Annotated in this window: 18 protein-coding genes; 13 read left to right on the forward strand and 5 right to left on the reverse strand. The window is 68.5% G+C overall.

Annotation, left to right across the window (positions count from 1 at the left end):
• The first annotated feature begins 203 nt into the window (after positions 1 to 203).
• A complete protein-coding gene (locus tag AB0I54_RS21550; protein ID WP_363297667.1) occupies positions 204 to 1,094 on the forward strand; it encodes a glycoside hydrolase family 19 protein in 891 nt (296 codons plus the stop codon).
• A gap of 81 nt (positions 1,095 to 1,175) precedes the next feature.
• On the opposite strand, the gene AB0I54_RS21555 is transcribed toward AB0I54_RS21550, so the two are convergent.
• Positions 1,176 to 2,198, reverse strand: coding sequence for a hypothetical protein (locus AB0I54_RS21555; protein WP_363297668.1), 1,023 nt, complete (start codon positions 2,196 to 2,198; stop codon positions 1,176 to 1,178).
• A gap of 177 nt (positions 2,199 to 2,375) precedes the next feature.
• Here AB0I54_RS21555 and AB0I54_RS21560 point away from each other — a divergent pair, with 177 nt between their 5' ends.
• The 8 genes from AB0I54_RS21560 to AB0I54_RS21595 all read left to right on the forward strand — a co-directional run bounded on the left by AB0I54_RS21560 (position 2,376) and on the right by AB0I54_RS21595 (position 11,362).
• Entirely contained in the window at positions 2,376 to 3,416 is a 1,041-nt protein-coding gene (locus AB0I54_RS21560; protein WP_363297669.1) for a vWA domain-containing protein, read from the forward strand.
• A 254-nt stretch (positions 3,417 to 3,670) separates the two neighbouring features.
• Positions 3,671 to 4,687 (forward strand): GlxA family transcriptional regulator, encoded by a 1,017-nt coding sequence (locus tag AB0I54_RS21565; RefSeq protein WP_363297670.1) that lies wholly within the window; start codon positions 3,671 to 3,673, stop codon positions 4,685 to 4,687.
• Positions 4,684 to 6,471 (forward strand): thiamine pyrophosphate-binding protein, encoded by a 1,788-nt coding sequence (locus AB0I54_RS21570; protein ID WP_363297671.1) that lies wholly within the window; start codon positions 4,684 to 4,686, stop codon positions 6,469 to 6,471. Before AB0I54_RS21565 ends, AB0I54_RS21570 begins: the two co-directional genes overlap by 4 nt.
• The gene (locus tag AB0I54_RS21575; RefSeq protein ID WP_363297672.1) at positions 6,443 to 7,096 is read left to right on the forward strand and encodes an SRPBCC family protein; all 654 of its coding nucleotides are present in this window, start codon (positions 6,443 to 6,445) and stop codon (positions 7,094 to 7,096) included. The genes AB0I54_RS21570 and AB0I54_RS21575 overlap by 29 nt, the downstream gene beginning before the upstream one ends.
• Positions 7,097 to 7,116: 20 nt before the next feature.
• On the forward strand, positions 7,117 to 8,112 hold the full coding sequence (locus tag AB0I54_RS21580) for a ketoacyl-ACP synthase III family protein (RefSeq protein ID WP_363297673.1): 996 nt from the start codon (positions 7,117 to 7,119) through the stop codon (positions 8,110 to 8,112).
• A 3-nt stretch (positions 8,113 to 8,115) separates the two neighbouring features.
• The gene (locus AB0I54_RS21585; RefSeq protein ID WP_363297674.1) at positions 8,116 to 9,135 is read left to right on the forward strand and encodes a histidinol-phosphate transaminase; all 1,020 of its coding nucleotides are present in this window, start codon (positions 8,116 to 8,118) and stop codon (positions 9,133 to 9,135) included.
• A gap of 244 nt (positions 9,136 to 9,379) precedes the next feature.
• The gene (locus tag AB0I54_RS21590) at positions 9,380 to 10,585 is read left to right on the forward strand and encodes a hypothetical protein (RefSeq protein WP_363297675.1); all 1,206 of its coding nucleotides are present in this window, start codon (positions 9,380 to 9,382) and stop codon (positions 10,583 to 10,585) included.
• A 165-nt stretch (positions 10,586 to 10,750) separates the two neighbouring features.
• Positions 10,751 to 11,362: a hypothetical protein gene (locus tag AB0I54_RS21595; RefSeq protein ID WP_363297676.1), complete on the forward strand. Its 612-nt coding sequence runs from the start codon at positions 10,751 to 10,753 to the stop codon at positions 11,360 to 11,362.
• Between the two features lie 24 nt (positions 11,363 to 11,386).
• On the opposite strand, the gene AB0I54_RS21600 is transcribed toward AB0I54_RS21595, so the two are convergent.
• Positions 11,387 to 12,943 (reverse strand): M4 family metallopeptidase, encoded by a 1,557-nt coding sequence (locus tag AB0I54_RS21600; protein ID WP_363297677.1) that lies wholly within the window; start codon positions 12,941 to 12,943, stop codon positions 11,387 to 11,389.
• A gap of 327 nt (positions 12,944 to 13,270) precedes the next feature.
• Here AB0I54_RS21600 and AB0I54_RS21605 point away from each other — a divergent pair, with 327 nt between their 5' ends.
• The 3 genes from AB0I54_RS21605 (at position 13,271) to AB0I54_RS21615 (ending at position 17,687) form a co-directional block, all read left to right on the forward strand.
• Entirely contained in the window at positions 13,271 to 14,371 is a 1,101-nt protein-coding gene (locus tag AB0I54_RS21605) for a DUF2993 domain-containing protein (protein WP_363297678.1), read from the forward strand.
• A gap of 108 nt (positions 14,372 to 14,479) precedes the next feature.
• The gene (locus AB0I54_RS21610; protein ID WP_363297679.1) at positions 14,480 to 15,232 is read left to right on the forward strand and encodes a rhomboid-like protein; all 753 of its coding nucleotides are present in this window, start codon (positions 14,480 to 14,482) and stop codon (positions 15,230 to 15,232) included.
• 118 nt (positions 15,233 to 15,350) lie between these two features.
• Positions 15,351 to 17,687 carry a GH92 family glycosyl hydrolase gene (locus tag AB0I54_RS21615; protein ID WP_363297680.1) on the forward strand — a complete coding sequence of 779 codons (2,337 nt, stop codon included), beginning with the start codon at positions 15,351 to 15,353 and terminating at the stop codon, positions 17,685 to 17,687.
• Positions 17,688 to 17,708: 21 nt separating this feature from the next.
• On the opposite strand, the gene AB0I54_RS21620 is transcribed toward AB0I54_RS21615, so the two are convergent.
• Complete coding sequence (locus tag AB0I54_RS21620) at positions 17,709 to 18,161, reverse strand: SRPBCC family protein (protein ID WP_363297681.1); 453 nt, start codon at positions 18,159 to 18,161, stop codon at positions 17,709 to 17,711.
• Between the two features lie 46 nt (positions 18,162 to 18,207).
• Here AB0I54_RS21620 and AB0I54_RS21625 point away from each other — a divergent pair, with 46 nt between their 5' ends.
• Positions 18,208 to 18,816, forward strand: a complete 609-nt coding sequence (locus AB0I54_RS21625; protein WP_363297682.1) for a TetR/AcrR family transcriptional regulator — start codon at positions 18,208 to 18,210, stop codon at positions 18,814 to 18,816.
• Between the two features lie 148 nt (positions 18,817 to 18,964).
• Here the strand turns inward: AB0I54_RS21625 and AB0I54_RS21630 are convergent, their stop codons facing one another.
• Both AB0I54_RS21630 and AB0I54_RS21635 read right to left on the reverse strand, forming a co-directional pair.
• On the reverse strand, positions 18,965 to 20,566 hold the full coding sequence (locus AB0I54_RS21630; RefSeq protein ID WP_363297683.1) for a M4 family metallopeptidase: 1,602 nt from the start codon (positions 20,564 to 20,566) through the stop codon (positions 18,965 to 18,967).
• 145 nt (positions 20,567 to 20,711) lie between these two features.
• On the reverse strand, positions 20,712 to 21,692 hold the full coding sequence (locus tag AB0I54_RS21635) for a LysR family transcriptional regulator (protein ID WP_363297684.1): 981 nt from the start codon (positions 21,690 to 21,692) through the stop codon (positions 20,712 to 20,714).
• Positions 21,693 to 21,876: the final 184 nt, after the last annotated feature.

Here is a 21,876-nt window from a genome sequence, read left to right on the forward strand (position 1 = left end):
TGCCCGACTCCATTTGTCGCCCGCGGAGCGAGTTGACTGGTCTACACCCTTGACTGGTACAGACCAAAGCGGTTGAGTGTGCTTCCACACCCCCCACCACGGTCGCACCCACGCCATGGACGGTCCGACCGGCACCTGTGCACAAGGCCCGGATTCGCGCTGTCCTTGTCCGGGTGCGGCCGTGCTCCGCAAAGGAGTTGATTGTGTCGAGGCGCCGCATCTCCGCCGTCGTCACCGCACTCGTGCTCGGAAGCGCCGTGCCGGTCCTCCTGCCGGCCGCGGACGCATCCGCCGCCGCGTGTTCGAGCTACCCGAGCTGGGTCGCCGGACGGTCGTACGCAACCGGCGACATCGTGCGTTACACCGACGGCAAGGCCTACATCGCCGAACACGACAACCCGGGCTACGACCCGACCATCAGCACCTGGTACTGGGACCCTTATGCCTGCGACGGCGGCTCCGGGACCCCCGTCGGCACCTTCGTGGTCAGTGAGGCACAGTTCAACCAGATGTTCCCGAACCGGAATTCCTTCTACACGTACAGCGGCCTCACCGCCGCCCTCAGCGCCTACCCCGCCTTCGCGAACACCGGCAGCGACACGGTCAGGAAGCAGGAGGCCGCGGCGTTCCTCGCCAACGTCAGCCATGAGACCGGCGGTCTGGTGTACGTGGTCGAGCAGAACACCGCCAACTACCCGCACTACTGCGACTGGAGCCAGCCGTACGGCTGCCCGGCCGGACAGGCGGCCTACTACGGGCGCGGCCCCATCCAGCTCAGCTGGAACTTCAACTACAAGGCCGCGGGCGACGCGCTCGGCATCGACCTCCTCAACAACCCGTGGCTGGTGCAGAACGACGCCGCCGTGGCCTGGAAGACGGCCCTTTGGTACTGGAACACCCAGACCGGGCCCGGCAGCATGACGCCCCACAACGCCATGGTCAACAGCGCCGGCTTCGGCCAGACGATCCGCAGCATCAACGGCTCCCTCGAGTGCGACGGCAAGAACCCGGCGCAGGTGCAGAGCCGCGTGGACGCCTACCAGCGGTTCACGCAGATCCTCGGGACGTCACCCGGCGGCAATCTCTACTGCTGACCGCCGTGGACGAGTTCGTGAAGTGAGTACGGCGGCAGCACCGCTTCCACGCCGGAAACGCAGCGGTGCCGCCGCTCCGGCTCAGCCCCGGACGGTGACTCCGAAGCGGGTGCGCAGGCGTCGCATCTCCCACGCCGAGACCGCGGTCACCGACAGCGGCCCGCCGAGCAGTGAGCAGAACTGGGCCACCGGGGGGCCCGCCGGCGTGCCGCTGCCGATCAGGTTGAAGATGGCGAGCACCCATACCAGCACGCCGGTGACCACGGGCGGCAGCATCGGGTGGACATGGGCGGTGTTGAAGGCGCTGCGCGCGGAGTACAGCGACGCCAGGAAGAGGAAGGGCAGCCCCCAGAAGATGGCAACCGTCACGATCAGGGCGAACGGCAGCACCTGCCAGCCGTGCAGGTGGTCCTTGAGACTGGTGCCGCCCGCGAGGTAGATGGTCGTGGCGAGGACGACCAGGGTCAGCACGTACCAGCCGACCGCCTTGAGCGGGGCGCTCAGCCGGGAACGCAGGTGCGGTCGCAGATGCGGGGGCGCATAGAGGATGAATCCCAGGATGACCAGCGGCCCGGTGACGATCAGCACGAGCGGCGTGGCCAACGCGTTGGCGAGGCCGTCTTCCGCCGCGTTCCCCCAGCGGTCCTTCTCCACGCCGTAGGCCAGGATCAGCGCGAGGGTGGCCAGCACGCCGAGCACCGTGCGGACCACCTGGACACGGTCCACGGTCCGGTCCACGATCCGGTCCCCGCTCTCGTGCACGAAGAGCTTGGTGGCCACGCGGTGTGCGGAGCGGAGGATGGCGACGACGAGGAAGACGGGCGAGACGTACCACAGGCAGCTGCGGCGGCGAGCGACTGGAACGGGCGCGCCGGGCTGCGGGCCGTAGGGGTACGGATACGGGTTCGCGTTCGGATACGGGTTCTGGTTGGGGTACGGGCCCGGGGCGGGCGGACCGTAGGGGTGGCCGCCGTTGTCGGGACCGTAGGGGCTGTTGGGGCCGTTGGGCGTCGGCCCGTGCGGTGCGCCCCAGCCCTGACCACCCGGTCCGTTGCCGCCCGGTTGCCCCGCGCCGGGTCCAGGACCCCATCCCCCCGATGCCATGGCCTCTCCCACCGTTCTTTTCCGGCCAGTTGCCGTGTCGGCTCGCGACTTCGCGGCAGTGTAGCCGCTCCCGGGGCTTCGGCCGCTCCCCATCCCAGCTGGAAGTCAAGATCGATTGTCAGTGGTGCGTGAGACGGTAGGAGCATCGAGTCGGGAAGAGAAAGAGGGGGAGCCGCCATGTCCGGAAGCCAGAACTACATCAATCACGTTGCTCTCGTGCTGGATGCGAGTTCGTCCATGTCGCATCTGAGCCGCAAGGTGGTCGAGGTCGCCGACCAGCAGATTGCCTATCTTGCCCGCCGGTCGAGGGAACTGGACCAGGAAACCCGCGTCACCGTGTACGTCTTCGCGGACAAGGTGGAGTGCGTCATTTACGACAAGGACGTGCTGCGCATGCCGTCGCTGAAGCAGCTGTACCGGGTCGGTGGCATGACGGCTCTGCTGGCGGCCGCGCTGAAGTCACAGCGGGAGCTTGCGCAGACGGCTCAACTGTACGGCGACCACAGCTTCCTGACGTTCGTACTCACCGACGGGCAGGAGAACGCAAGCCATCGCTGCCCGGACGCACCTGCCAGGGATCCGCGTGAACTGGTCGAGGCTGTGGCCGAGATGAGCAGGACACAGGGGGACAACTGGACGCTGGCCGTCCTCGTGCCGGACCAGATGGGCAAGCGCGAGGCCATGCAGTGCGGTTTCCCGAAGGACAACATCGCCATCTGGGACGCCACGAGCACACAGGGTCTGGAGGAGGCGGGGCAGGTCATCCGTCAGGCCACCGAGAAGTTCATGGTGGGCCGCACCAAGGGCATCCGGGGCTCGCGGGCGGTGTTCTCCACGGGTGCTGAGGCGGTCAACAAGGACACCATCAAGGCGGCCGGCCTCACCCCGGTCGATCCGTCGAAGTACGAGCTGATCCCGGTGTCTCGTGACGCGGCGATCCGGGACTGGGTCGTCGAATGCGGGCACACCTACCGTACCGGTGGTGCGTACTACCAGCTGAGCAAGTCGGAGAAGGTCCAAGCACGGAAGCAGATCGCGGTGCTCGAGAAGAAGACCGACCGGGTGTACACGGGGCCCGAGGCCCGCGCTCTGCTCGGCCTGCCGGACGTGGAGGTGCGCGTCAAGCCGGACCACAACGACGACTTCACGATCTTCGTGCAGAGCACCAGTGTGAACCGGAAGCTCGTCTCGAACACACGGCTCCTGCTCATACTCTGACGCCTGGAAACCCCTCGCCGGCTACGGGAGGCGCGGGTGATTCCGGTACGGGAAGAAACCGGGGTCGCGCGGAGGAGATGGGAAGCCGACTCCGGGACAACCGGCGCCCTGTGAGCTGTCTCACCCAGCGCTGCCCGCTCGGCGCACAAACTGCCTTACCAGCGCGGTTCCTGACCGTTCCGCACCGCTTGCTGGCCGGATACGTCAGTAATCTGTCATTGCAGCCAGTACGGCGTTCGATACAGGCTGTGACTGTGTTGGAGCGACGTGTTGTTGTGGTGGTGTACGCGGGCGCGATGGCCCTGGACATCACCGGACCGATTGAAGTGTTCGATACCGCGAACCGGCTCCTGGGCCCCTCGGGAACGCCCTACCGGACCGACTTCGTATCCGCCGACGCACCGCTGGTGCGCACGAGTTCAGGGGTGGTGATCGAGGCCTCGCCGCTGGAAGCGGGGCAGGGCCCGATCGACACGCTCCTCGTGCCGGGCGGATGGAGTCTGCACAACGCGCTCCGGGACCGGGCGCTCGTGTCCTGGATCGGCCGGGCAGCGGCCCGGTCGCGCAGAGTCGCCTCCGTATGCGGCGGATCCTTCCTGCTGGCCGAGGCGGGCCTCCTCGACGGCAGACGTGCCACCACCCACTGGGCGTACAGCGAGATGATGGCGTGCCGCTATCCGGATGTGACGGTGGACGCCGAGCCGATCTTCGTCTGGGACGGGCCCTTCGTGACCTCCGCGGGCGTGTCGACGGGCATCGACATGGCACTGGCCCTGGTGGAGGCGGATCACGGTGCGGCGCTCGCGCTGGAGACGGCACGGTTTCTGGTGCTGTTCCTCAAGCGGCACGGAGGACAGTCCCAGTACAGCGCCGTCCTCGACGCCCAGTTGGCCGACCATCCGCCGATCCGGGCAGCACAGGAGTGGATTCTCGACAACCTGGACAACCCGCTGCCCGTGGCCGAGATCGCGCGGCAGGCCAACATGAGTCAGCGCAACTTCGCCCGGGTCTTCCGGCGCGAGGTGGGCACTACACCCGGCCAGTACGTCGAGCGGACGCGCATCGCCCGCGCACGCGAACTGCTGGAGACCACCGACCTGACGATCAGCCAGATAGCCGGCCGCTGCGGATTCGCCGCCACCGAGACGTTCTTCCGCTCCTTCGGACGAACCCTGGGACTGACCCCCAAGGAATACCGGCACCGCTTTCAGGTCATCTCGCCATCCGGCCTCATCGACCGGCACCACGAGAGGGAGAGCAGCCCCGTATGACCACCTCGACCCCGGAATTACGCGAGGCAGAAACCGTACGCCTGGTCGACCATCTGGCCGGGGAGCTCGCCAAAGCGGGCGTCACCCACATGTTCGGCGTCGGCGGCGCGAACATCGAGGACCTGTACGACGCCGTGCACCGCGGCGGCGCCATGCGTGGCATCGTCGCCAAGCACGAGTTCTCCGCCGTCACCATGGCCGACGGATACGCCCGCACCACCGGGCGCCTCGGCGTCGTTGCCGCCACCTCGGGCGGTGGGGCGATGAATCTCGTACCGGGCCTGGCGGAGGCACACGCCTCCCGGGTGCCCGTGCTGGCCCTGGTGGGTCAGCCGCCGACCGGCCAGGAAGGCCACGGGGCGTTCCAGGACTCCAGCGGCAGGGCGGGCTCCTTCGACGCACGGGAGGTCTTCGCGCCCGTCTCCCGGTTCTGCGCCCGGGTCGATGACGCCGACTCGCTCACGGAGTTGCTGCCCCTGGCAGTTGCGGCGGCACAGACCGATCCACGCGGGCCGGCCGTGCTGCTGCTGCCCAAGGACGTGCAGCAGGCGCGGATCCAGGTGCCCGCCCGCGGCGCGGCACCGACACCGGGCGGCCCCACGACGACATCCGCGGCGCGGCTCGACACCACTGCCGTCAGCGCCGTGTCGGACGCCCTTCGCCGGGCCGGCCGCGTCCTCGTCATCGCCGGTGAGGATGTTGCCGCCCACGACGCGCGCGGGGATCTGGCCGAGCTGGCCCAGCGCCTCGGGGCATGGGTGGCGGTCACCCCGGACGCCAAGGACGTCTTCGACAACCGTGATCCCCGATTCGCCGGCGTGGCCGGGGTGATGGGTCACGCCAACGTCGAAGACTGTCTGCGGCGGGCCGACCTGTGCCTGCTGGCCGGTACCCGGCTGCCGCTGCTGGCACGCGGTGGCCTCGACCGCGCCCTGGCGGCCACCGAAGTGGTCTGCCTCGGCCCCGAACCGCCGTTCGTGGCAGGCATCGCACTGGGTGGGAATCTCCGCGACGCGCTGCGCGCGGTGACCGCCCGCCTGCCGCCCCGCCCACGTCCCTGTCCGCCGCATGCCGGCCCCCTTCCCACACCCATGCCCGGCCCGCCTTCCGAGATCCGTGGACGAGCCGTCCCCTACAGCCAGGCGGTCGCCGCGGTGGAGGCGGCGCTCCCCCAGGACGCACACGTCTTCGTGGACGCCGGCAACGCGGGGGCCAGCGCCATCCATCTCCTCCCCGCACCACGCCACGGCCGCTTCGTGGTGGCGGTCGGCATGGGCGGCATGGGCTACACCTTCGGTGCGGGGATCGGCGCCGCGCTCGCCACCGGCCGACGCACCTACGTCCTCGCCGGTGACGGAGCCTTCTTCATGCACGGGATGGAAGTGCACACCGCCGTGGAGTACGACGCACCCGTGACGTTCGTGATCTTCAACAACAACGCCCACGCCATGTGCGCGCTGCGCGAGGAGTTCCTCCAGGGCGGCGTCCGCAGCGACGACCTGTTCGCCCGGACCGACCTCGCCGCCGGAGTGGCCGCCGCCTTCCCGTCGCTGGAGGCTGCGGGAGCCGGCGACGCGGCGCAGCTGCGTACCGCGCTGCTGCGCGGCAACGCAAGCGGCGGCCCGGCGTTCGTCGCGGTGGACTGCGACCCGCGGGAGATCCCGCCGTTCCTTCCGTTCCAGTCCTTCACCGAAATCACCGAGAACACCGAAAACACCGAGAGCACCAACGGCACCGAGAGCAAGGAGAGTTCGGATGAGCGAGGCTTCGTCCACGTTGGCTGACATCCCCGGCCTGGTCCGGATCGAGAACGCGGGCAAGGAGGAACTGACCGCCCACTGCATGGAGCTCACCCACGCGGTCTACCCCCACCATCAGGTCTACGGGCAGTACTGCACCATCCACGAGTACGTCGACTGCCCCCCGGAGGCGGCCTACGACTATCTGCGCCAGGGCCACCACTTGGAGGAGTGGACCTGCAGCCTGCGGGGCTTCGCGCCCTCCGGCACACCGGGACTGTGGGTCGGTCACGACCGGCTGGAGGACGACACCAGTATCTACTGCAAGGTGGTCGCCAACCCCGAGGCCATGACCGTGGACTACCACTGCTCGTGGGACCAGGGCGAGCAGCTGTGGATGATCTACCTGATGCGTGTCGTACCGGCCCGGCTGGTACTCGACAAGCCGGGTTCGGTGATCACCTGGACCAACTGCCGGCACCCCCACTACGACACCAACCCCCACCCCGAGAAGGCGCCGCGCCCGGACCGGCCGTGGGTCGGCGACTACTGGGACCTCTTCTACGCGGGCCACACCGTGGAGATGAACAACCTCAAGGCCATCCTGGAACACCGCCACCGCAACGGCCTGCCGGTCAACGTGGCTCCGGCGAAGGCGGTGGCGCGGTGACTACGGTCAGCCTCACAGACGTGGCCGGCTACCTTCCCGGCGAGCCGGTCCCCGCGGAGTTCTACACCGAGTACCCCGGAGCCGAGGACAAGCTCCGCAACCACCCCATGTTCAAGGTCCCGCCGCTACGGCACCACGTGGCCGCCGACGAGACCAACGCGGACATGATCGAACGCGCCGTACAGTCTCTGATCGAACGGCACGGCAGGGAAGAGATCCAAGGCGTCGACGTGCTGCTGGTGCACAGCCAGCTGCCGGACCTGCCGTTCGTGGGCGCCGGCACCGAGGTGGCACGCCGGCTCGGCCTGAACCCGGAGTGGCTCGTCGACGTGGCCAACGCGGGCTGCGCCTCCTTCGTGTACATGCTGAAGATGGCCCGGCAGATCCTCACCTCCACCGATGCGAAGTCCGCGCTGATCTGCAACGCGCAAAGCGCCGCGGGGCAATGGTTCACCCAGTCCGAGGTGCGCAAACTCGCCCAGGCTGCGATCCCGGGCGACGGCTGCGGTGTGGCGTATGTGACGACGTCGGCAAACTCGCCCGTCCTCGATGTGGAGACCCGGCACATCGGCGAGTACGCCGGTGACATGACCGTGGCGGTCGAGGACGGCCGCAAGTACTGGGAGCCGGGAGAGTCCCAGCTGCGGATCGGGTTCACCGACGCAAGCGTCGCCAAGGTCCTGGCACGCGGGAACCGCCTCGTCCCCGAGGTGGTCCTGGACCTGTGCCGGCGGCTCGGGGTGGCGAGCACCGAGATCGACGTCCTCATCACCAACCAGCCCAACCGTACTTTCCTGCGGAACTGGCGAGAGGCGCTGCAACTGCCGGCCGAACGGCACCTGAACACCTTCGACCAGTACGGGAATCTGTTCGGGGCGGCGATCCCGATCACCCTGGACCGCGGGATCCGCTCCCGGCAGGTCGAGGACGGCGACCTGGTGGTGCTCGGAGGGTTCGCCCACGCGGGCGACTTCGCCGGTGCCGTCGCCGTCCGCTGGCACGGGGGACGGGACTGAGCGATGGACATCCCCGTACTGCACCGGCTTGCCCTGAACGAGAGCCCGTATCCCCCACTGCCCTCGGTACGCGAGGCGATGCAACGGGCCGTCGCACAGGCCCACCGCTACCCGCAGTTCCACCCCGACGACCTCACCGAGCGGATCGCCACATGGTGCCGGGTGACCTCCGACCGCGTCGTGGTCGGCAGCGGATCGGTCGGCGTGGCCCTGCAGTTGCTCCAGGCGGTCGTCCAGCCCGGCGACACATTGGTCCACGGCTGGCGCGCGTTCGACGCCTACCCCCTCCTGGCCACGATGGCCGGCGCGCACCCCGTAGCCGTACCCCTGTCGCCGGACGGACACCAGGATCTGGACGCCATGCTCGAGGCGCTCGACCATCGCACGCGCGTCGTGGTGCTGTGCAATCCGCACAACCCCACCGGAAGTCTCGTCACCGCAGATGCGCTGTCGGCGTTCCTGCGGCAGGTCCCCCGGCACGTCACCGTGCTCCTGGACGAGGCGTACGTGGAGTTCGCCCGCCACGCCGACCTGCCGGACACCCCCGCGCTGCTGGCCGCACACCCCAACCTGCTCGTCCTGCGCACCTTCTCCAAGGCCTACGGCCTGGCCGCCCTGCGCGTCGGCTACGGACTCGGCTCCCCCGACCTGGTGGAGCGGATCCGCCGACAACAACTGCCCTTCGGAATCAACGCGGTGGCAACAGCGGCGGTCAAGGCCTCACTGCGGGCCGAAAGCGAGCTGCGCCTGCGCGTGGACACGATCGTCGCCGAACGCGAGCGGCTCCGGCACGAACTCCTCGGCCTCGGCTGGCGGGTACACCCGAGCCATACCAACTCCCTCTGGCTCGCCGCGCCCGATCCGATCGATGAGGGCGCCGCGGCACTCACCGACGCCGGTGTCCAGGCGCGCCACTACCCCGGCGAGGGAATCCGGCTCACCATCGGCAACCGGAGTGCCAACGACACCGTACTGACGGCGCTGGCGGGACTGCGCGCACTCCAGAGTGCGTCGCGGGTGTGAGCTTGCGCATGACGGCGACCCAGCGCGCTTGCCGCCACAACGGGCTGCGAGACGGCGGTGGAACGCGCCGAAAGTTCGCCTGCTGGTCATCTCCCGGCCGCCATTGATGCCATGTCGCGCTTCCTGAGTGTCCAGTTCACTGGAGCGCCCCCCTCAACCGGACCTGAAAGAGGGACGCATGTCGAGACGCATGCCAAAGCGCGGGCTTGTCACGCTCGTCGCCGTCGGCCTTGCTTCTTCCGTAATGTCGACCGCCACGGCCTCGACGGCCGGCGGTCCGCTGACGCTGGCCGTGTACGGCGACTCGCCGTACGGCATGTCGGCGTACGCGCCCGCGGGCCAGAGTGCCGACACGTCGCAGTTCCAGAAGACCCCGGCGTTCATCGGCACCGTCAACAGTGACCCGACGATCAGCGACGTCATCCACGTGGGCGACATCCACTCGGGCAAGGAGTTCTGCACCGAGGGCTACGATGCCTCGATCGCGTCCGCCTGGCGCTCCTTCACCAAGCCGCTCGTCTACACGCCGGGCGACAACGAGTGGGCCGACTGCCACAAGGCGTCGAGCCTCACCTCACCCGGTCAGGGCGGGGGCTTCTACGACTCGGCCTCCGGCGCGATCGACTACGTCGGCACGAGCGGCCTGTCGACCAGTACGGCGGACTGCGTCAGCTACCACTGTGGCAATCCCCTCGACAACCTCGCCACCATCCGGCGGGACTTCTTCGCCCAGCCGGGCCGCACCCTCGGCAGCGGGACGCTGAACGTGGTCTCCCAGGCCACCGACTACGACCGGAGCCACCCGGGCGACGCGCAGTACGTCGAGAACGTGAGGTGGGCGCAGAACGACATCGTCTTCGTGACCATCAACGTGCCGGGTGGCTCGAACAACGACACCGACCCCTGGTACAAGGTGCCGACCGCGACTCAGGCACAGACCGAAGAGCGGAACGGCCGGACCGCGGCCGACGTCCGCTGGCTCGATGCCGCCTTCGCCGACGCGCGCGCCAAGCACGCCAAGGCGGTGGTCATCACGGCGCAGGCCGACATGTGGGACCTCGAAGGCAAGACCAGCAAGCACCTGACGAACTACGAGCCGATCATCAGCGAGGTCGCGGCGAAGACGACCGAATTCGGCCGCCCGGTGCTGATGCTCAACGGCGACTCGCACCTGTACCGCTCGGACAACCCGCTGTCGCCGACGGCGACTTGCACCGGCGAGACGGACCCGGCGACCGGCGCCGGTGTCTGCGCCCATGACCCGGGTGACAACGCGTGGAACGAGCACCCGTACTACAACGTCTCGAACTTCCACCGGATCGTCGTGCACGGCAGCACCACCCCGCTGGAATGGCTGAAGCTGACAGCAGACCCCAACGCCAACTACGCGGTCACCGACACGACCTTCGGCCCGTTCAGCTGGAAACGGATGCCGCAGCCACAGCTGTGACCCGCTGAGCACACACGACCGGCCACGGTGTCCCATGGGGACTCGTGGCCGGTCGCGTCCCCCGGGAGCGTTGTCGCCGCGCTGCTATTGCCTGGGCGATGGCCTTCGCCGAATATTCCCGACAGCCCTTGGGCAGTGCATACTTCGGGGTCGAGCTTCGAGCCCATGGCCGCACGACTCCGGGGGGCGGGCGCGATGAACGATCAGGTAGTGACGGCGTTGATCTCTGGCCTGGTTGCGCTTCTGGTGGCCGGCGTCAGCGGGCTGCTGACGCTGGTGCAGATTCGCCGTGAACGCCGGAAGTGGCTGACGGACCTCAAGGGCGCCTGGGCGCTGGAGAACCACAAGACCCGTCTGGCGTCCTACCCCGATGCCTTCGCCGTTCTCCAGCGTCTGTCGCATGGCGGTGCCGAAGCCGTGACGCCGGAGGTTGCCGCCAGGGTCGCGGCCGAGCTGAACGACTGGCTGTACTCCACGGGCGGCATGTGCGCCGATGCCGCCACCCGGGGCGCGCTCCTGGGACTGCGTCAACGCTGCCGCAGATGGGCCAAGAACGGCGGCCAACGCCCGGACGACCTCTACACCTGGCGCAATCTGGCGCTCGCACTCCTCCGGCGCGATCTCGACATCCTGGGGCTCGAAACCTATGAGTCCGACGCGGACGCCACCATGCTGAAGCAGCTGCAGCAGGAGCTGGAAGCCTCATTGAGGTCCGATACACGCTCCACGCGTCGGCGATGGGGTTCCGGATCACCGGGAGTGATCCGGAACCCCTGAGTGAAGGCAGGGCCCTCGGTTCGGCTAGGCCACGTTGACCGCGCTCCAGGCGGCGGCCACGGTCTTCGCCTCGGTGCCGTCCGCGCCGTACAGGTCACCGGCCGCCTTCAGGGTCGCCTCACGGGCGGCCTTGTAGTCGGTCGTCGAGGTCATGTAGGTGGTGAGTGCCTTGTACCAGATCTTGTACGCCTTGTCCCGGCCGATCCCGGCGACCGTCGAACCGTTCGACGTCGGGGAGTCGTACTCGACACCGTTGATCGTCTTCTTGCCGCTGCCCTCGGACAGCAGGTAGAAGAAGTGGTTCGCGATGCCGGAGGAGTAGTGGACGTCGAGATCCCCGGCGCCCTGCTTCCAGGCGTCCAGCGAGTTGCCGTCCTTGCTGGGCTTGTCCATGTACCGCAGCGGCGTGCCGTTGCCGTTGATGTCGAGCTTCTCGCCGATGAGGTAGTCGCCGACGTCCTCCTTGTTGTTGGCGAAGAACTCGACCGAGGTACCGAAGATGTCACTGGTCGCCTCGTTGAGCCCGCCCGACTCACCGCTGTACTCCAGCTTGGCGGTGCGCGAGGTCAGACCGTGGCTCATCTCGTGACCGGCCACATCGAGAGAGGTCAGGGGCTTCTTGTTCCCCTCACCGTCGCCGTACGTCATGCAGAAGCAGCCGTCGTCCCAGAACGCGTTGACGTACGAGTTGCTGTAGTGGACCCGGGAGTACGCGGCCTTGCCGTCGCCGCCGATGCCGTCGCGGCCGAGTTCCTTCTTGTAGAAGTCCCAGGTCATCGCGGCGCCGTAGGCGGCGTCCACGGCAGCGGTCTGCGGGTCGTCGCTCTTGCCGTTGCCCCACTTGTCGTCGTCGTCCTTGACGATGTCGCCGGTGCCGCTCTCGCCCTGATGCAGGTCGTAGGTCTTGTGGCCGCCGCGGTCGGCGTCGGTGAGCTCGAAGCCCGAACCCGTCTTGGTGCTGGAGAGCGGGACCTCGCCGCTGTACTGGCTGGTGCCGGTACCGGTCTCGATGGCCTGGTAGCGGTACAGCTCCTTGCCTGTGGTGGCGTCGGTGACGATGTGCAGCCGGCTGGGGGTGCCGTCCTTCTGGACACCCGTCTTGACGGTCTCGAAGGCGAGTACGGGACTGCCCTTGCCTCCGGCCCAGATCACCTTTCGGGCGCCGGCCGCCGCCTTGAGGGTGGCGGTGGTGGTCGCCACCGATATGCGGGCGTTGCTGGCCTTGGTGACGCCCTTGAGCTTGCCGTCCTTGGCGGTGTGGGTGACGAGGTCGCCGCCGAGCACGGGCAGTCCGGCGTAGGTGCGGTCGTACCGGGTGTGCACGGTGCCGTCGGCGTCCTTGATGACGTCACGCACGATCAGCTTTTCCTCGGCGCCCAGTCCGAGGGTCCGGGCGGCCGACGCCGCGTCGTGCTGCGCGGCCTTGACCGCCGCGACGCGGTCGAACGTCCCGTGGCCCTGGGTGGTGGCCTCGGCTCGTTCGGGGGTGGCCTGCGCCGCACCGGTCTGTGCCGCAATCACTGCTGCGGCGGCCAGGGCCACGAGGGCGGCGGTGGGCCGGGTGTTTGCATGGAGGGTCATGCGGTCTCCATCGATCGTTCCTGTGGGGGGATGCGAAGAGCGTGACACCCGGTGGCAGAAGTTGACAGGACACGGACACACACCTCACAACTCCTCGACGTTTTCTGTCCGCTTATGGCGATGGAGTGTTCGATAGTCGGCCGAGTCTGACTGGGCATCAGTCGAACCCAGGGCGGTTCAGACGCCCCCGATCCTCCACCGTGCTCTTTTGACTCGTTTTCAGATGCGACTTGCGAACCAGGTGCCACTATGTGATCAAATGAACCGATGCGTACCCCCCACATGAAGACGCATCATCCTGACCGGTCCGACGGACCTCCTCCCGCAATGGTTCCGCGCGGCCGCGATCCGTACGACGAGCCCTGGGCACCGCCCAACCACAGGCGAGGCAGCCGGCGCCGTAACCGCGCCACCGGCCTGCCCACGGTGGTGCGAGTCCTGGCCTGGGTGCTCACCCTGGCCTGCCTCGTCACGCTGGCCGACCGCTGGGCGGTGCTCTACGCCGAGCACAAGGCCTCCGAACGGCTCAAGGACGAACTGGACCTCGCCGCCGCCCCCGAGGTACGGATCGGCGGCTTTCCCTTCCTCACACAACTGGCCGCACGGCACCTGGACTCGGTCCAGGTCACCCTGCCCGACATCCCGGCCGACCGGGTCACCCTCACCCAGGTCACCGCAGCGGCGGACGACATACGCATCGACGGCGACGGTCCCACCACGATCCGCGGCGCGCTCATTCGGCAGATGCACGGCCAGGTGCTGCTGTCGTTCGCCGACATGAACCGTGAACTCGGCGCCTCGCAGGTGGGTTTCACGGCCCACGGCCCCGGCGGCGTCCGAGCCGACGGCGCCCTGCGCATCGCGGGTCGCGATCTTCACGTTCGGGCCGAAGCACACGTCCGGCGCGACGGGGACCGGGGCATCGCCACTTCTGTGGACGGCATACGGCTGGACATCGACGGTCTTGCCACATACCGGCCCGGAACCGGGCCCACCGACGGCCTCCACCTGACCCACGCCTCAGCGCGCCGTCTCACCCGGGAGGCACAGAAGATCCGAGCCCTGTTGGCGGTTCCGGAGATCGTGCGCCGCCTGGGCGTTTCCGACAGTGCGGTACGTGCCGCGCTCCACGACGAGGACGAGCTCCATCAACTCACCGGAGCACCGCGCTTCCTGCGGAAACTGACCGGCGTCAACCTCGTGGACGCGGCACTCGCCCACCCGAGGCTGCTCGAACGGCTCGGTCTCGACCTGTCCCTGTTCAGCGCACTGACCAAGCTCACCCGCCCTCAGATCGCCGACCGTTTCTCCTTCGCCTTCCAGCTACCGAAGCCGCCTGCGGGCTCCCTGCACCTGCAGCGTGTGACAGTGGCCAAGGACGGCATCCGCGCCGATGTGTCGGGAACGGGCCTGCTCCTGAGCCGCTGACCGCGCCTCCGCCCAGGCGGCACCCCGTCGTTGTCGAGTACCTCGGGGTGCCGGTGCCTGCCCGCCCCTACGCGCCTCAGCCTCGATCAACCGGGACAATCTCCCAACATGAACTCTCAGTACCCGTCGGGCCACTTGGGCGGCCTGCTCCGAACCGCGCGGGCGTACCCGCGCCGTGCGCCGCTGACAGTCACCTACGTCTGCCTACTCCTCATCGGGCACGCCTGGGTCGGCTACGGGCTGTCCGCCGAGCGGGCGGCCGCCCTGCTGGGCCACCTCAGCACCAACCTGGACAATCTGCACGATCATCCGGTGACCGCCCTGCTTGGCAGCGTGCTGTTCTTCGACGGTTCGCTCACGGATGTCATCTCACTGGGATTCGTGGGGACCTTCATCACCCTGGGCCTCGGTGTCTGCTGCTTCCTGGCCTGGGTGGAGCGCCGGTGGGGGAAGCCGCGCGCCGTGGCCGTGCTCCTCGGCGGGCATGTCGCAGCCACCCTGCTCACCGCTGTCGTCGTCACCGTCGCGCTTCGACACGGCTGGTATCCGGCGGCCGTCCGGCAGGCTTCGGACTACGGGGTCAGTTACGGTGCCCAGACCGTGATGGCGGTCGGCACACTCGCCCTGCCCCGGCGTCGCCGCCTTCCCTGGGCGGTCTTCGTGCTCGCCTGGCCCCTCGGCGGTGCCGAGTGGCCCGGGCCGCTGCCTGACTTCACCACCGTCGGCCACCTGCTCGCGGCGGTTCTCGGTTTCGGGCTGGTGACCGTGCCCTCCACTGCGCGCGGCTGCGGGCCAGTTCCAGACGGCGCCTCGACATCGACTTCACCTGCAGTCGAAGCGGAGAGGTCTTCAGCGGACTGAGCCCCGTGACCCGGAATTCCAACTTCCCTCCGGTATCTCACTCTTGACGACCACTCATACGGCCTGAAGGATGAACGACCGTCATGACAACGTTGTCCAACTGAGGAGGCCGAAGCCCATGAGATGGACTCAGCGCACACGTAGTGCCGTCGCGGCACTCGCAGTCCTCGGAGCCGCCCTCATAGCGCCCGCGGCACCCCCGGCGGCCGCGGCCGAGGAGGGCGAACTCACCGATCTCGTCAACCCGTTCATCGGCACCGAGAACGAGGGAAACACCTACCCCGGCGCAGCAGTGCCATTCGGAATGGTGCAGTTCTCGCCGGACACCGGACACAACACCGGTTACGACTACTCCCAGAACCACATCCGGGGATTCTCCCTCGTCCATCTCTCCGGTGTCGGCTGCGGCCTGGGCGGCGACCTGCCGGTACTGCCGACGACCGGCGACGTCACGGAGACGGATTACGCCAGGTATCAGGCCGAGTTCAGTCACGACACGGAAACGGCAAGCCCCGGCTACTACAAGGTCGGGTTGAAGACCGGCATCGCCGCGGAACTGACCGCCACCGCGCGCACCGGCGTCCAGCGCTACACCTTCCCCGCCACCGACAAGGCCAACGTCCTGCTGAACGCAGGGCAGTCGCTGCATCGAAGCGTCTCCAGCAAGGTCGAGGTGCTCGACAACCGAACCGTGCGCACCACGATCACCGGAAGCGGCTTCTGCCAGGACACCAAGCCGTACACCGTCTACACCATCACCCGCTTCGACCGCCCGTTCATCGCCCACGGCACGTGGAACGGCTCCACGGTCACCGCCGGTTCGATGACAGGCCGGGACGGTGCCTACGTCCGCTTCGACACGACCAAGGACCGCACCGTCGAGGCGACGACGGCGCTCTCGTACGTCGACGCGCACGGCGCGGCCGTCAACCTCCGCGCCGAGGGCGGCCGTTCCTTCGACCAGGTCCGCGACGCCGCGCGGCACACCTGGGAAGGCCGGCTCGACACCGTACGCGCACAGGGTGGCAGCGACACCCTGCGTCGCACCTTTTATTCGTCCCTGTACCGGTCCTTCCTGGCGCCCAACATCGGCAGCGACGCCGACGGCCGTTACACCGGGTGGGATCAGAACATCCACCGCGCCCGGGACTTCACGTACTACCAGAACTGGTCCCTGTGGGACACGTACCGCACCCAGACCCAGCTCCTGTCCCTGCTCGCGCCGGACGAGGCCCGGGACATGGCGATCTCCGTCATCAGGATCGACGAGGAGAGCGGCTGGCTGCCGAAGTGGGGCTACGGCACGGTCGAGACGAACATCATGACGGGCGATCCGGTCACCCCGTTCCTCACCAACGCCTACCAGCAGGGCCTCCTCAAGGGCTACGAGGAACGGGCCTACCGCGCGCTGAAGAAGAACGCGGACGGAGTGCCGCCCGCCGACTCGCCGGCGGTGGGCCGTGAGGCCAACAGGGAGTACATCGCGGAGGGCTTCGCGCCCTACGTCAAGGGCCGCCCGCACGTGAAGCCCGGTGACTCCGACTACGACCACGGGGCGTCCGCGACGCTGGAGTATGCGCTGTCGGACGCCATGCTCGCCCAGATGGCGCACGATCTCGGCCACGCCGACGACGCGGCACGCTACGCCGCCCGGTCCCAGAACTACCGGAAGATCTTTGACACCTCGACCGGCTTCTTCCGCGCGCGCGACGCCTCCGGCGCGTTCACCGGCCCGGCGGACCCCGCACGTAGCGAGGGATTCCATGAGGGCACGGCCTGGCAGTACCAGTGGCTCGTACCGCAGGATCTGCCCGGGATGGTCGGTCTGATCGGCGGCGAGCAGGCGGCCAACGACCGGCTGGACTCGTTCTTCGCCTACGACCGGCTGGTGCAGGACCCCGCGAAGACAGCTCGCGAGGTGTGGGTGAACGGCCCGTACGACTACTACAACGCGGACAAGTACAACCCGCAGAACGAGCCCGACCTCATCGCCCCGTACACCTACCTCTCGACCGGCCAGCCGTGGAAGACCACCGACGTCGTGCACGCCGCGCTGACCCTCTTCACGGACGCCCCGACCGGCATGACGGGCAACGACGACCTCGGCACCATGTCCGCCTGGAACGTGCTGTCCTCGATCGGCATCTTCCCGGTGCAGCCCGGCCATGACACCTGGGGCCTGTCCACGCCCGCCTTCGAACGCGTCGACCTGCGGCTGGACCGCCACTACTACCCCCGCGGGGCGCTCACGGTGACGGCACCCGGCACCTCGGACGCCCGCCGCTACATCCAGTCGGCGCGGATCGACAACGCGCCGTACGGCCGAACGTACCTGACGACAGATGCGCTTCGGCACATACGGTCCCTGGCATTCACGGTGGGCACCGACCCGTCCGGCTGGGGAACGGGGCCCGAGGACGGCCCGCCCCCGCTGCACCCTGCCCACCGGTACTGAACCGACCGTGGTGATCTCCTGTCATTGTTCTCGGCGAGCCAACTCGGTGGCCATGCGTTGCATGACCGTGCGGTTGGCTCGCCGCATCGTGGTCCGTACGACCGGGGCGAGCAGCCGGTCGGCGAGAGGAGCCCGCGCCCAGGCGTACGTGAACGAGACGTGGCTCCCTCCGGTTTGCAGCGGTTCGATGGTGTAAGTGCCGTGGGCCGGGCGTCGGCCGGCCGCGCTGACGTTGCGTTCGACGATGCGCCGCGGCGCGTCGGCCTCGACGACCTCGACGGTGACGTCGGTCTTCGTACCACCCAGCGCGGCGGTGACCGTGGCGCACGATCCGATGCCGCGGCCGGGGCCGCTGAAGCTCCAGTCGGTCAGATAGTGGTCGGTGAAGCGCTCGTGGTGAGCCATGACATCGAGGAAGTCGTAGACCTGCTCGGGCGTCTGCGGAACGTCGATCGACACGGTGACAGACTTCATGTACCACACGGTACATGCGACATGTACCAATTGGTACACTCACGTTGTGGTGAATACGGACGACTCACATTCCGAGGCCGAGGCCGGGCAAGGATCGGACCGGGACCGGCGCGCGCAACTGGTGGACGCGGCTGTCGACCACGTCGTGGCACACGGCATCGGGGACCTCAGCCTGCGCCGCCTGGGTGCAGCGATCGGCGTCAGTCACCGCATGCTCATCCACTACTTCGGTTCCAAGGAGCGGCTGCTCGTCGAGATCGTCCGGACGTCGGAGCGACGCCAGCGCGAGCTGCTGTCCCGGCTCCGCCTGGAGCCCGGTCTCTCACCCGCCGATGCCGCGCGGCAGCTGTGGCAGCAGCTGACGGACCCTCGGCTGGCCGGTCAGGAGCGGCTGTTCTTCGAAATCTGCGGGCAGGCGCTGCGGGGCCGCCCAGAGGCCGTCCCGGTCCTGGAAGGGCTCGTGACGGACTGGCTGGAACCACTCGTGGCCGCCGAGGTCGACGCGGGCGCGGAACCTGCCGCGGCCCGCAACCGCGCCCGGCTGGGACTCGCCACCGTCCGCGGTCTGCTGCTGGACCTGCTCGCCACCGGTGACCGCGCCGGCGTCGACGCGGCGATGGAGGAGTTCCTCCGGCTGTACTACGGCTCGGAGTGACGAGGTCGCCTGGCATCGGCCATGCATCGCTGGAACGGTTGCCCGACTGTCGAAAGGGGACGGCGTCGCCGGAACGCCGGGGCCCGGGCGACGGCTGTGGGGTCGTCGTCCGGGTCGGCTCCCATGGATCAGGCGGTGCGTCGGTGCGTCAGGAGACCTTGACCGCGCTCCAGGCCGCGGCCACGGCGGCGTACTCGGGGCTGGTGGCGCCGTAGAGGTCCTTCGCCGCGTTCAGAGTCGCGGTGCGGGCGCCCTTGTAGTCCGTGGTGGAGGTCATGTAGACGGTCAGCGCCCGGTACCAGATGGCGGAGGCCTTCTGGTTGCCGATGCCGGTGACGGTGGAGCTGTTGCAGGTGGGGCTGTCGTAGGAGACGCCGTTGATGGTCTTGGCGCCGCTGCCCTCGCTCGCGAGGTAGAACCAGTGGTTGCCGACGCCCGAGGAGTAGTGCACGTCGAGGCGGCCGACGGACTTCGACCAGCAGTCGGCGGAGCGGCCGTCCAGGGACGGCTTGTCGAAGCGGCGCAGCCACGGCGGGGTGGACTGGTCGCTGAAAAGGTAGTCGGGGGTGTCGACCGGGTTGTTGGCGTACCACTCGACCATGGTGCCGAGGATGTCGCTGGTGGCCTCGTTCAGGCCGCCGGACTCACCGCTGTAGCGCAGGTTGGCGGTGGCCGAGGTGACGCCGTGCGTCATCTCGTGGCCCATGGTGTCGAGGTCGACCTGCTCGGGGTCGGTGCTGCCGTTGCCGTCGCCGGTCATCATGCAGAAGCAGGAGTCCGACCACTGGGCGTTGTCCCAGTTGGTGCCGACGTGGACGAAGACGGTCGCACCGCGGCCGTCGTTCTTGATGCCGTTGCGGCCGAAGGTCGTCTTGTAGTAGTCGAACGTCTCCGCGGTGTTGGCGTGTGCGTCGACGGCGGCGGTGGCGCGGTCGGTGGAGAACTTCCTGCCGTCGCCCCAGATGTTGTCGGCGTCGGTGAACAGGGTGCCGGAGGTGCTTTTCAGGGACGAGGACGACAGATTGTGCGCGTCCTTGGTGATGTGGCCGCGCACCGGGTCGACCAGGGCGAAGGTGCCGTCGGCCTGTTGGGTGGTGTCGATGCTGACGTCACCGGTGTACTCGGAGTGGCCGGTGCCGGTCGCCTCGCGCTCGACGTCGTAGTTCTCGATCGCCGCGCCGGTGGTGGCGTCGGTGACGAAGACCTCGCCGTGCGGCTGGCCCTTGTCACCCACGCCCTGCACGGTGGTGCGCCAGGCCAGGCGCGGGGAACCGTCGGCAGCCCATACGATCAGCTCGGGGGTGGACTTGGCGTTGCGCGCCAACCCGTGCGTGCGCTTCAGGGCGCCGGCCGCGGTGCCCTTGGCGTCGACGGCGGGCGCGACGGACTTGAGCGCCACTTTGTGGGCCTTGGCGCGGGCAGATCCCTTGAACGAGCCGTCGGCGTTCTGGTGGACGACGAAGTCGCCGCCGACGACGGGAAGGCCGCGGTAGGTCCGCTCGAAGCGGACGTGCTGGGTGCCGTCGGCGTCGATCACGACGTCCTTGACCTGGAGCGACTGTCCCGCGCCGAACCCGAAGGTGTCGGCGTGCCGGGTCACGTTCGCCTTGGCCTGGGATATCGCCGTGTCGCGGACGGAGTTTCCGCGCTGCACCGCGTTGGTCTGCGAGTGCGCCGGTACGGCCATCGCACCCGTGGTGATGACACCGGCGGCGACCATCGCGGAAAGGGCAAGAAAAGGACGGGACATGACGGGGTGATTCCTTCGCTCGTCGTGGGGTGACGACGTCCTTGGACGTTGACGCGAAGTGTTCAGCAGGTGACATGTCCCTGACGTGACTTCATCTGGGATATAGCTGCGGAGCTATAGGGCTTGGGGAGGGTGCGCCAGCCGGTCACTTGCTCGCCCTGAGGGCGAACTCCTCTCCCCCGTCCTTCCACCAGGCCAGATACTGCGGCCGCTGCTGCACCAGCGACAGATAGGCGGTCAGCAGACGCTCGCCGGCCGCGTCGGCGAGCTCGGGCGGAACCGATTCCGTATTCCAGGCCAGCAGCAGCCGCCGGTGGAACGGGACGTCCACGAGCGGCCGCTGTACGGTACCCCGCGCGGACACATCGGCGGTCGGCCACACCCCGCAGACGGCACGCCGGCCGGCGACCAGGACCTGCGCCACGGACAGGTCCGACGTCACATGGGCGATGCTTGGAGTGAATCCCGCCGACTGGCAGGTGAGATGAAGGTACGCGTGCACACCGCTCTCGTCGGCCTCCGGCATGACCCAGTCCTCACCCGCCAGCTCATGGAGACCGACCATCTCCTGGCGCGCCAGGGGGTGGTCCTCGGCGAGCAGGACGAAGACCGGCTCACGGAGCAGTGTGCGCGTCGCCACCGACTCGCCGACCGAGAGAGGGAAGCCCGGGAACTCGCCGAACACCGCGATGTCGCATTTCGACAGGCTCAGCGATTTCACCAGGGTGTGCACGGAGCGGCGGGCATCTATGGTGAGCCTTCGTTCCGGGACGAGTTCGAAGAGGGCGGAGACCAGCAGCGACACCAGCGCGCCGGCGGTTCCGCCCGCCCTCAGCGGGGCGGTGGCCTGTCTGTCGGCCTCGGCCGCCGAGCGCGCGTGCTCGCGAAGCCGGTCGAAGCCGACGACGAGGTCACGGGCGCAGCGCAGGACGTACTGCCCGTTCTCGTTCGGCTTCACCCCATCGGCACCGCGGATGAAGAGCGGGCCGCCCAACTCGTGTTCGATCCGCTTCAGCTGAGCACTCATGGCCGGCTGGGAAAGCTGCAGCCGTGCGGCGGCCTTGCGGATGCTGCCGGCCTCGGCGACAGTCAGCAGGACACGGAGGTGCCGGAACTCGAGGTGCATGAACATTCCCCGCTCAACGCGGAGGGACCCGTTCACCCCCCGTGACCAGCAGAACCAGTTGCCCGACGGCATGGTGACCAAGAATCCGACCGTCCCGTGGGGGCGGCAACCACGGGACGGTAAAACCTACGTGCGAACGCGACAGTGGCGTGGGCGCAGTCGCCCTCGTCCGGGAAGGCCGGCG

Origin of the sequence: Streptomyces sp. NPDC050625 (assembly GCF_040654755.1) — a bacterium.
Classification (GTDB): domain Bacteria; phylum Actinomycetota; class Actinomycetes; order Streptomycetales; family Streptomycetaceae; genus Streptomyces.

Excerpts from the sequence above, each read along its gene's own strand:
- AB0I54_RS21570 (WP_363297671.1), top strand. The coding sequence starts at position 4,684 with ATGACCACCTCGACCCCGGAATTACGCGAGGCAGAAACCGTACGCCTG.
- AB0I54_RS21595 (WP_363297676.1), top strand. The coding sequence starts at position 10,751 with ATGGCCGCACGACTCCGGGGGGCGGGCGCGATGAACGATCAGGTAGTG.
- AB0I54_RS21635 (WP_363297684.1), bottom strand. The coding sequence starts at position 21,692 with ATGCACCTCGAGTTCCGGCACCTCCGTGTCCTGCTGACTGTCGCCGAG.
- AB0I54_RS21560 (WP_363297669.1), top strand. The coding sequence starts at position 2,376 with ATGTCCGGAAGCCAGAACTACATCAATCACGTTGCTCTCGTGCTGGAT.
- AB0I54_RS21620 (WP_363297681.1), bottom strand. The coding sequence starts at position 18,161 with ATGAAGTCTGTCACCGTGTCGATCGACGTTCCGCAGACGCCCGAGCAG.
- AB0I54_RS21630 (WP_363297683.1), bottom strand. The coding sequence starts at position 20,566 with ATGTCCCGTCCTTTTCTTGCCCTTTCCGCGATGGTCGCCGCCGGTGTC.
- AB0I54_RS21575 (WP_363297672.1), top strand. The coding sequence starts at position 6,443 with ATGAGCGAGGCTTCGTCCACGTTGGCTGACATCCCCGGCCTGGTCCGG.
- AB0I54_RS21615 (WP_363297680.1), top strand. The coding sequence starts at position 15,351 with ATGAGATGGACTCAGCGCACACGTAGTGCCGTCGCGGCACTCGCAGTC.
- AB0I54_RS21555 (WP_363297668.1), bottom strand. The coding sequence starts at position 2,198 with ATGGCATCGGGGGGATGGGGTCCTGGACCCGGCGCGGGGCAACCGGGC.
- AB0I54_RS21600 (WP_363297677.1), bottom strand. The coding sequence starts at position 12,943 with ATGACCCTCCATGCAAACACCCGGCCCACCGCCGCCCTCGTGGCCCTG.
- AB0I54_RS21605 (WP_363297678.1), top strand. The coding sequence starts at position 13,271 with ATGGTTCCGCGCGGCCGCGATCCGTACGACGAGCCCTGGGCACCGCCC.
- AB0I54_RS21585 (WP_363297674.1), top strand. The coding sequence starts at position 8,116 with ATGGACATCCCCGTACTGCACCGGCTTGCCCTGAACGAGAGCCCGTAT.
- AB0I54_RS21610 (WP_363297679.1), top strand. The coding sequence starts at position 14,480 with ATGAACTCTCAGTACCCGTCGGGCCACTTGGGCGGCCTGCTCCGAACC.
- AB0I54_RS21590 (WP_363297675.1), top strand. The coding sequence starts at position 9,380 with ATGTCGACCGCCACGGCCTCGACGGCCGGCGGTCCGCTGACGCTGGCC.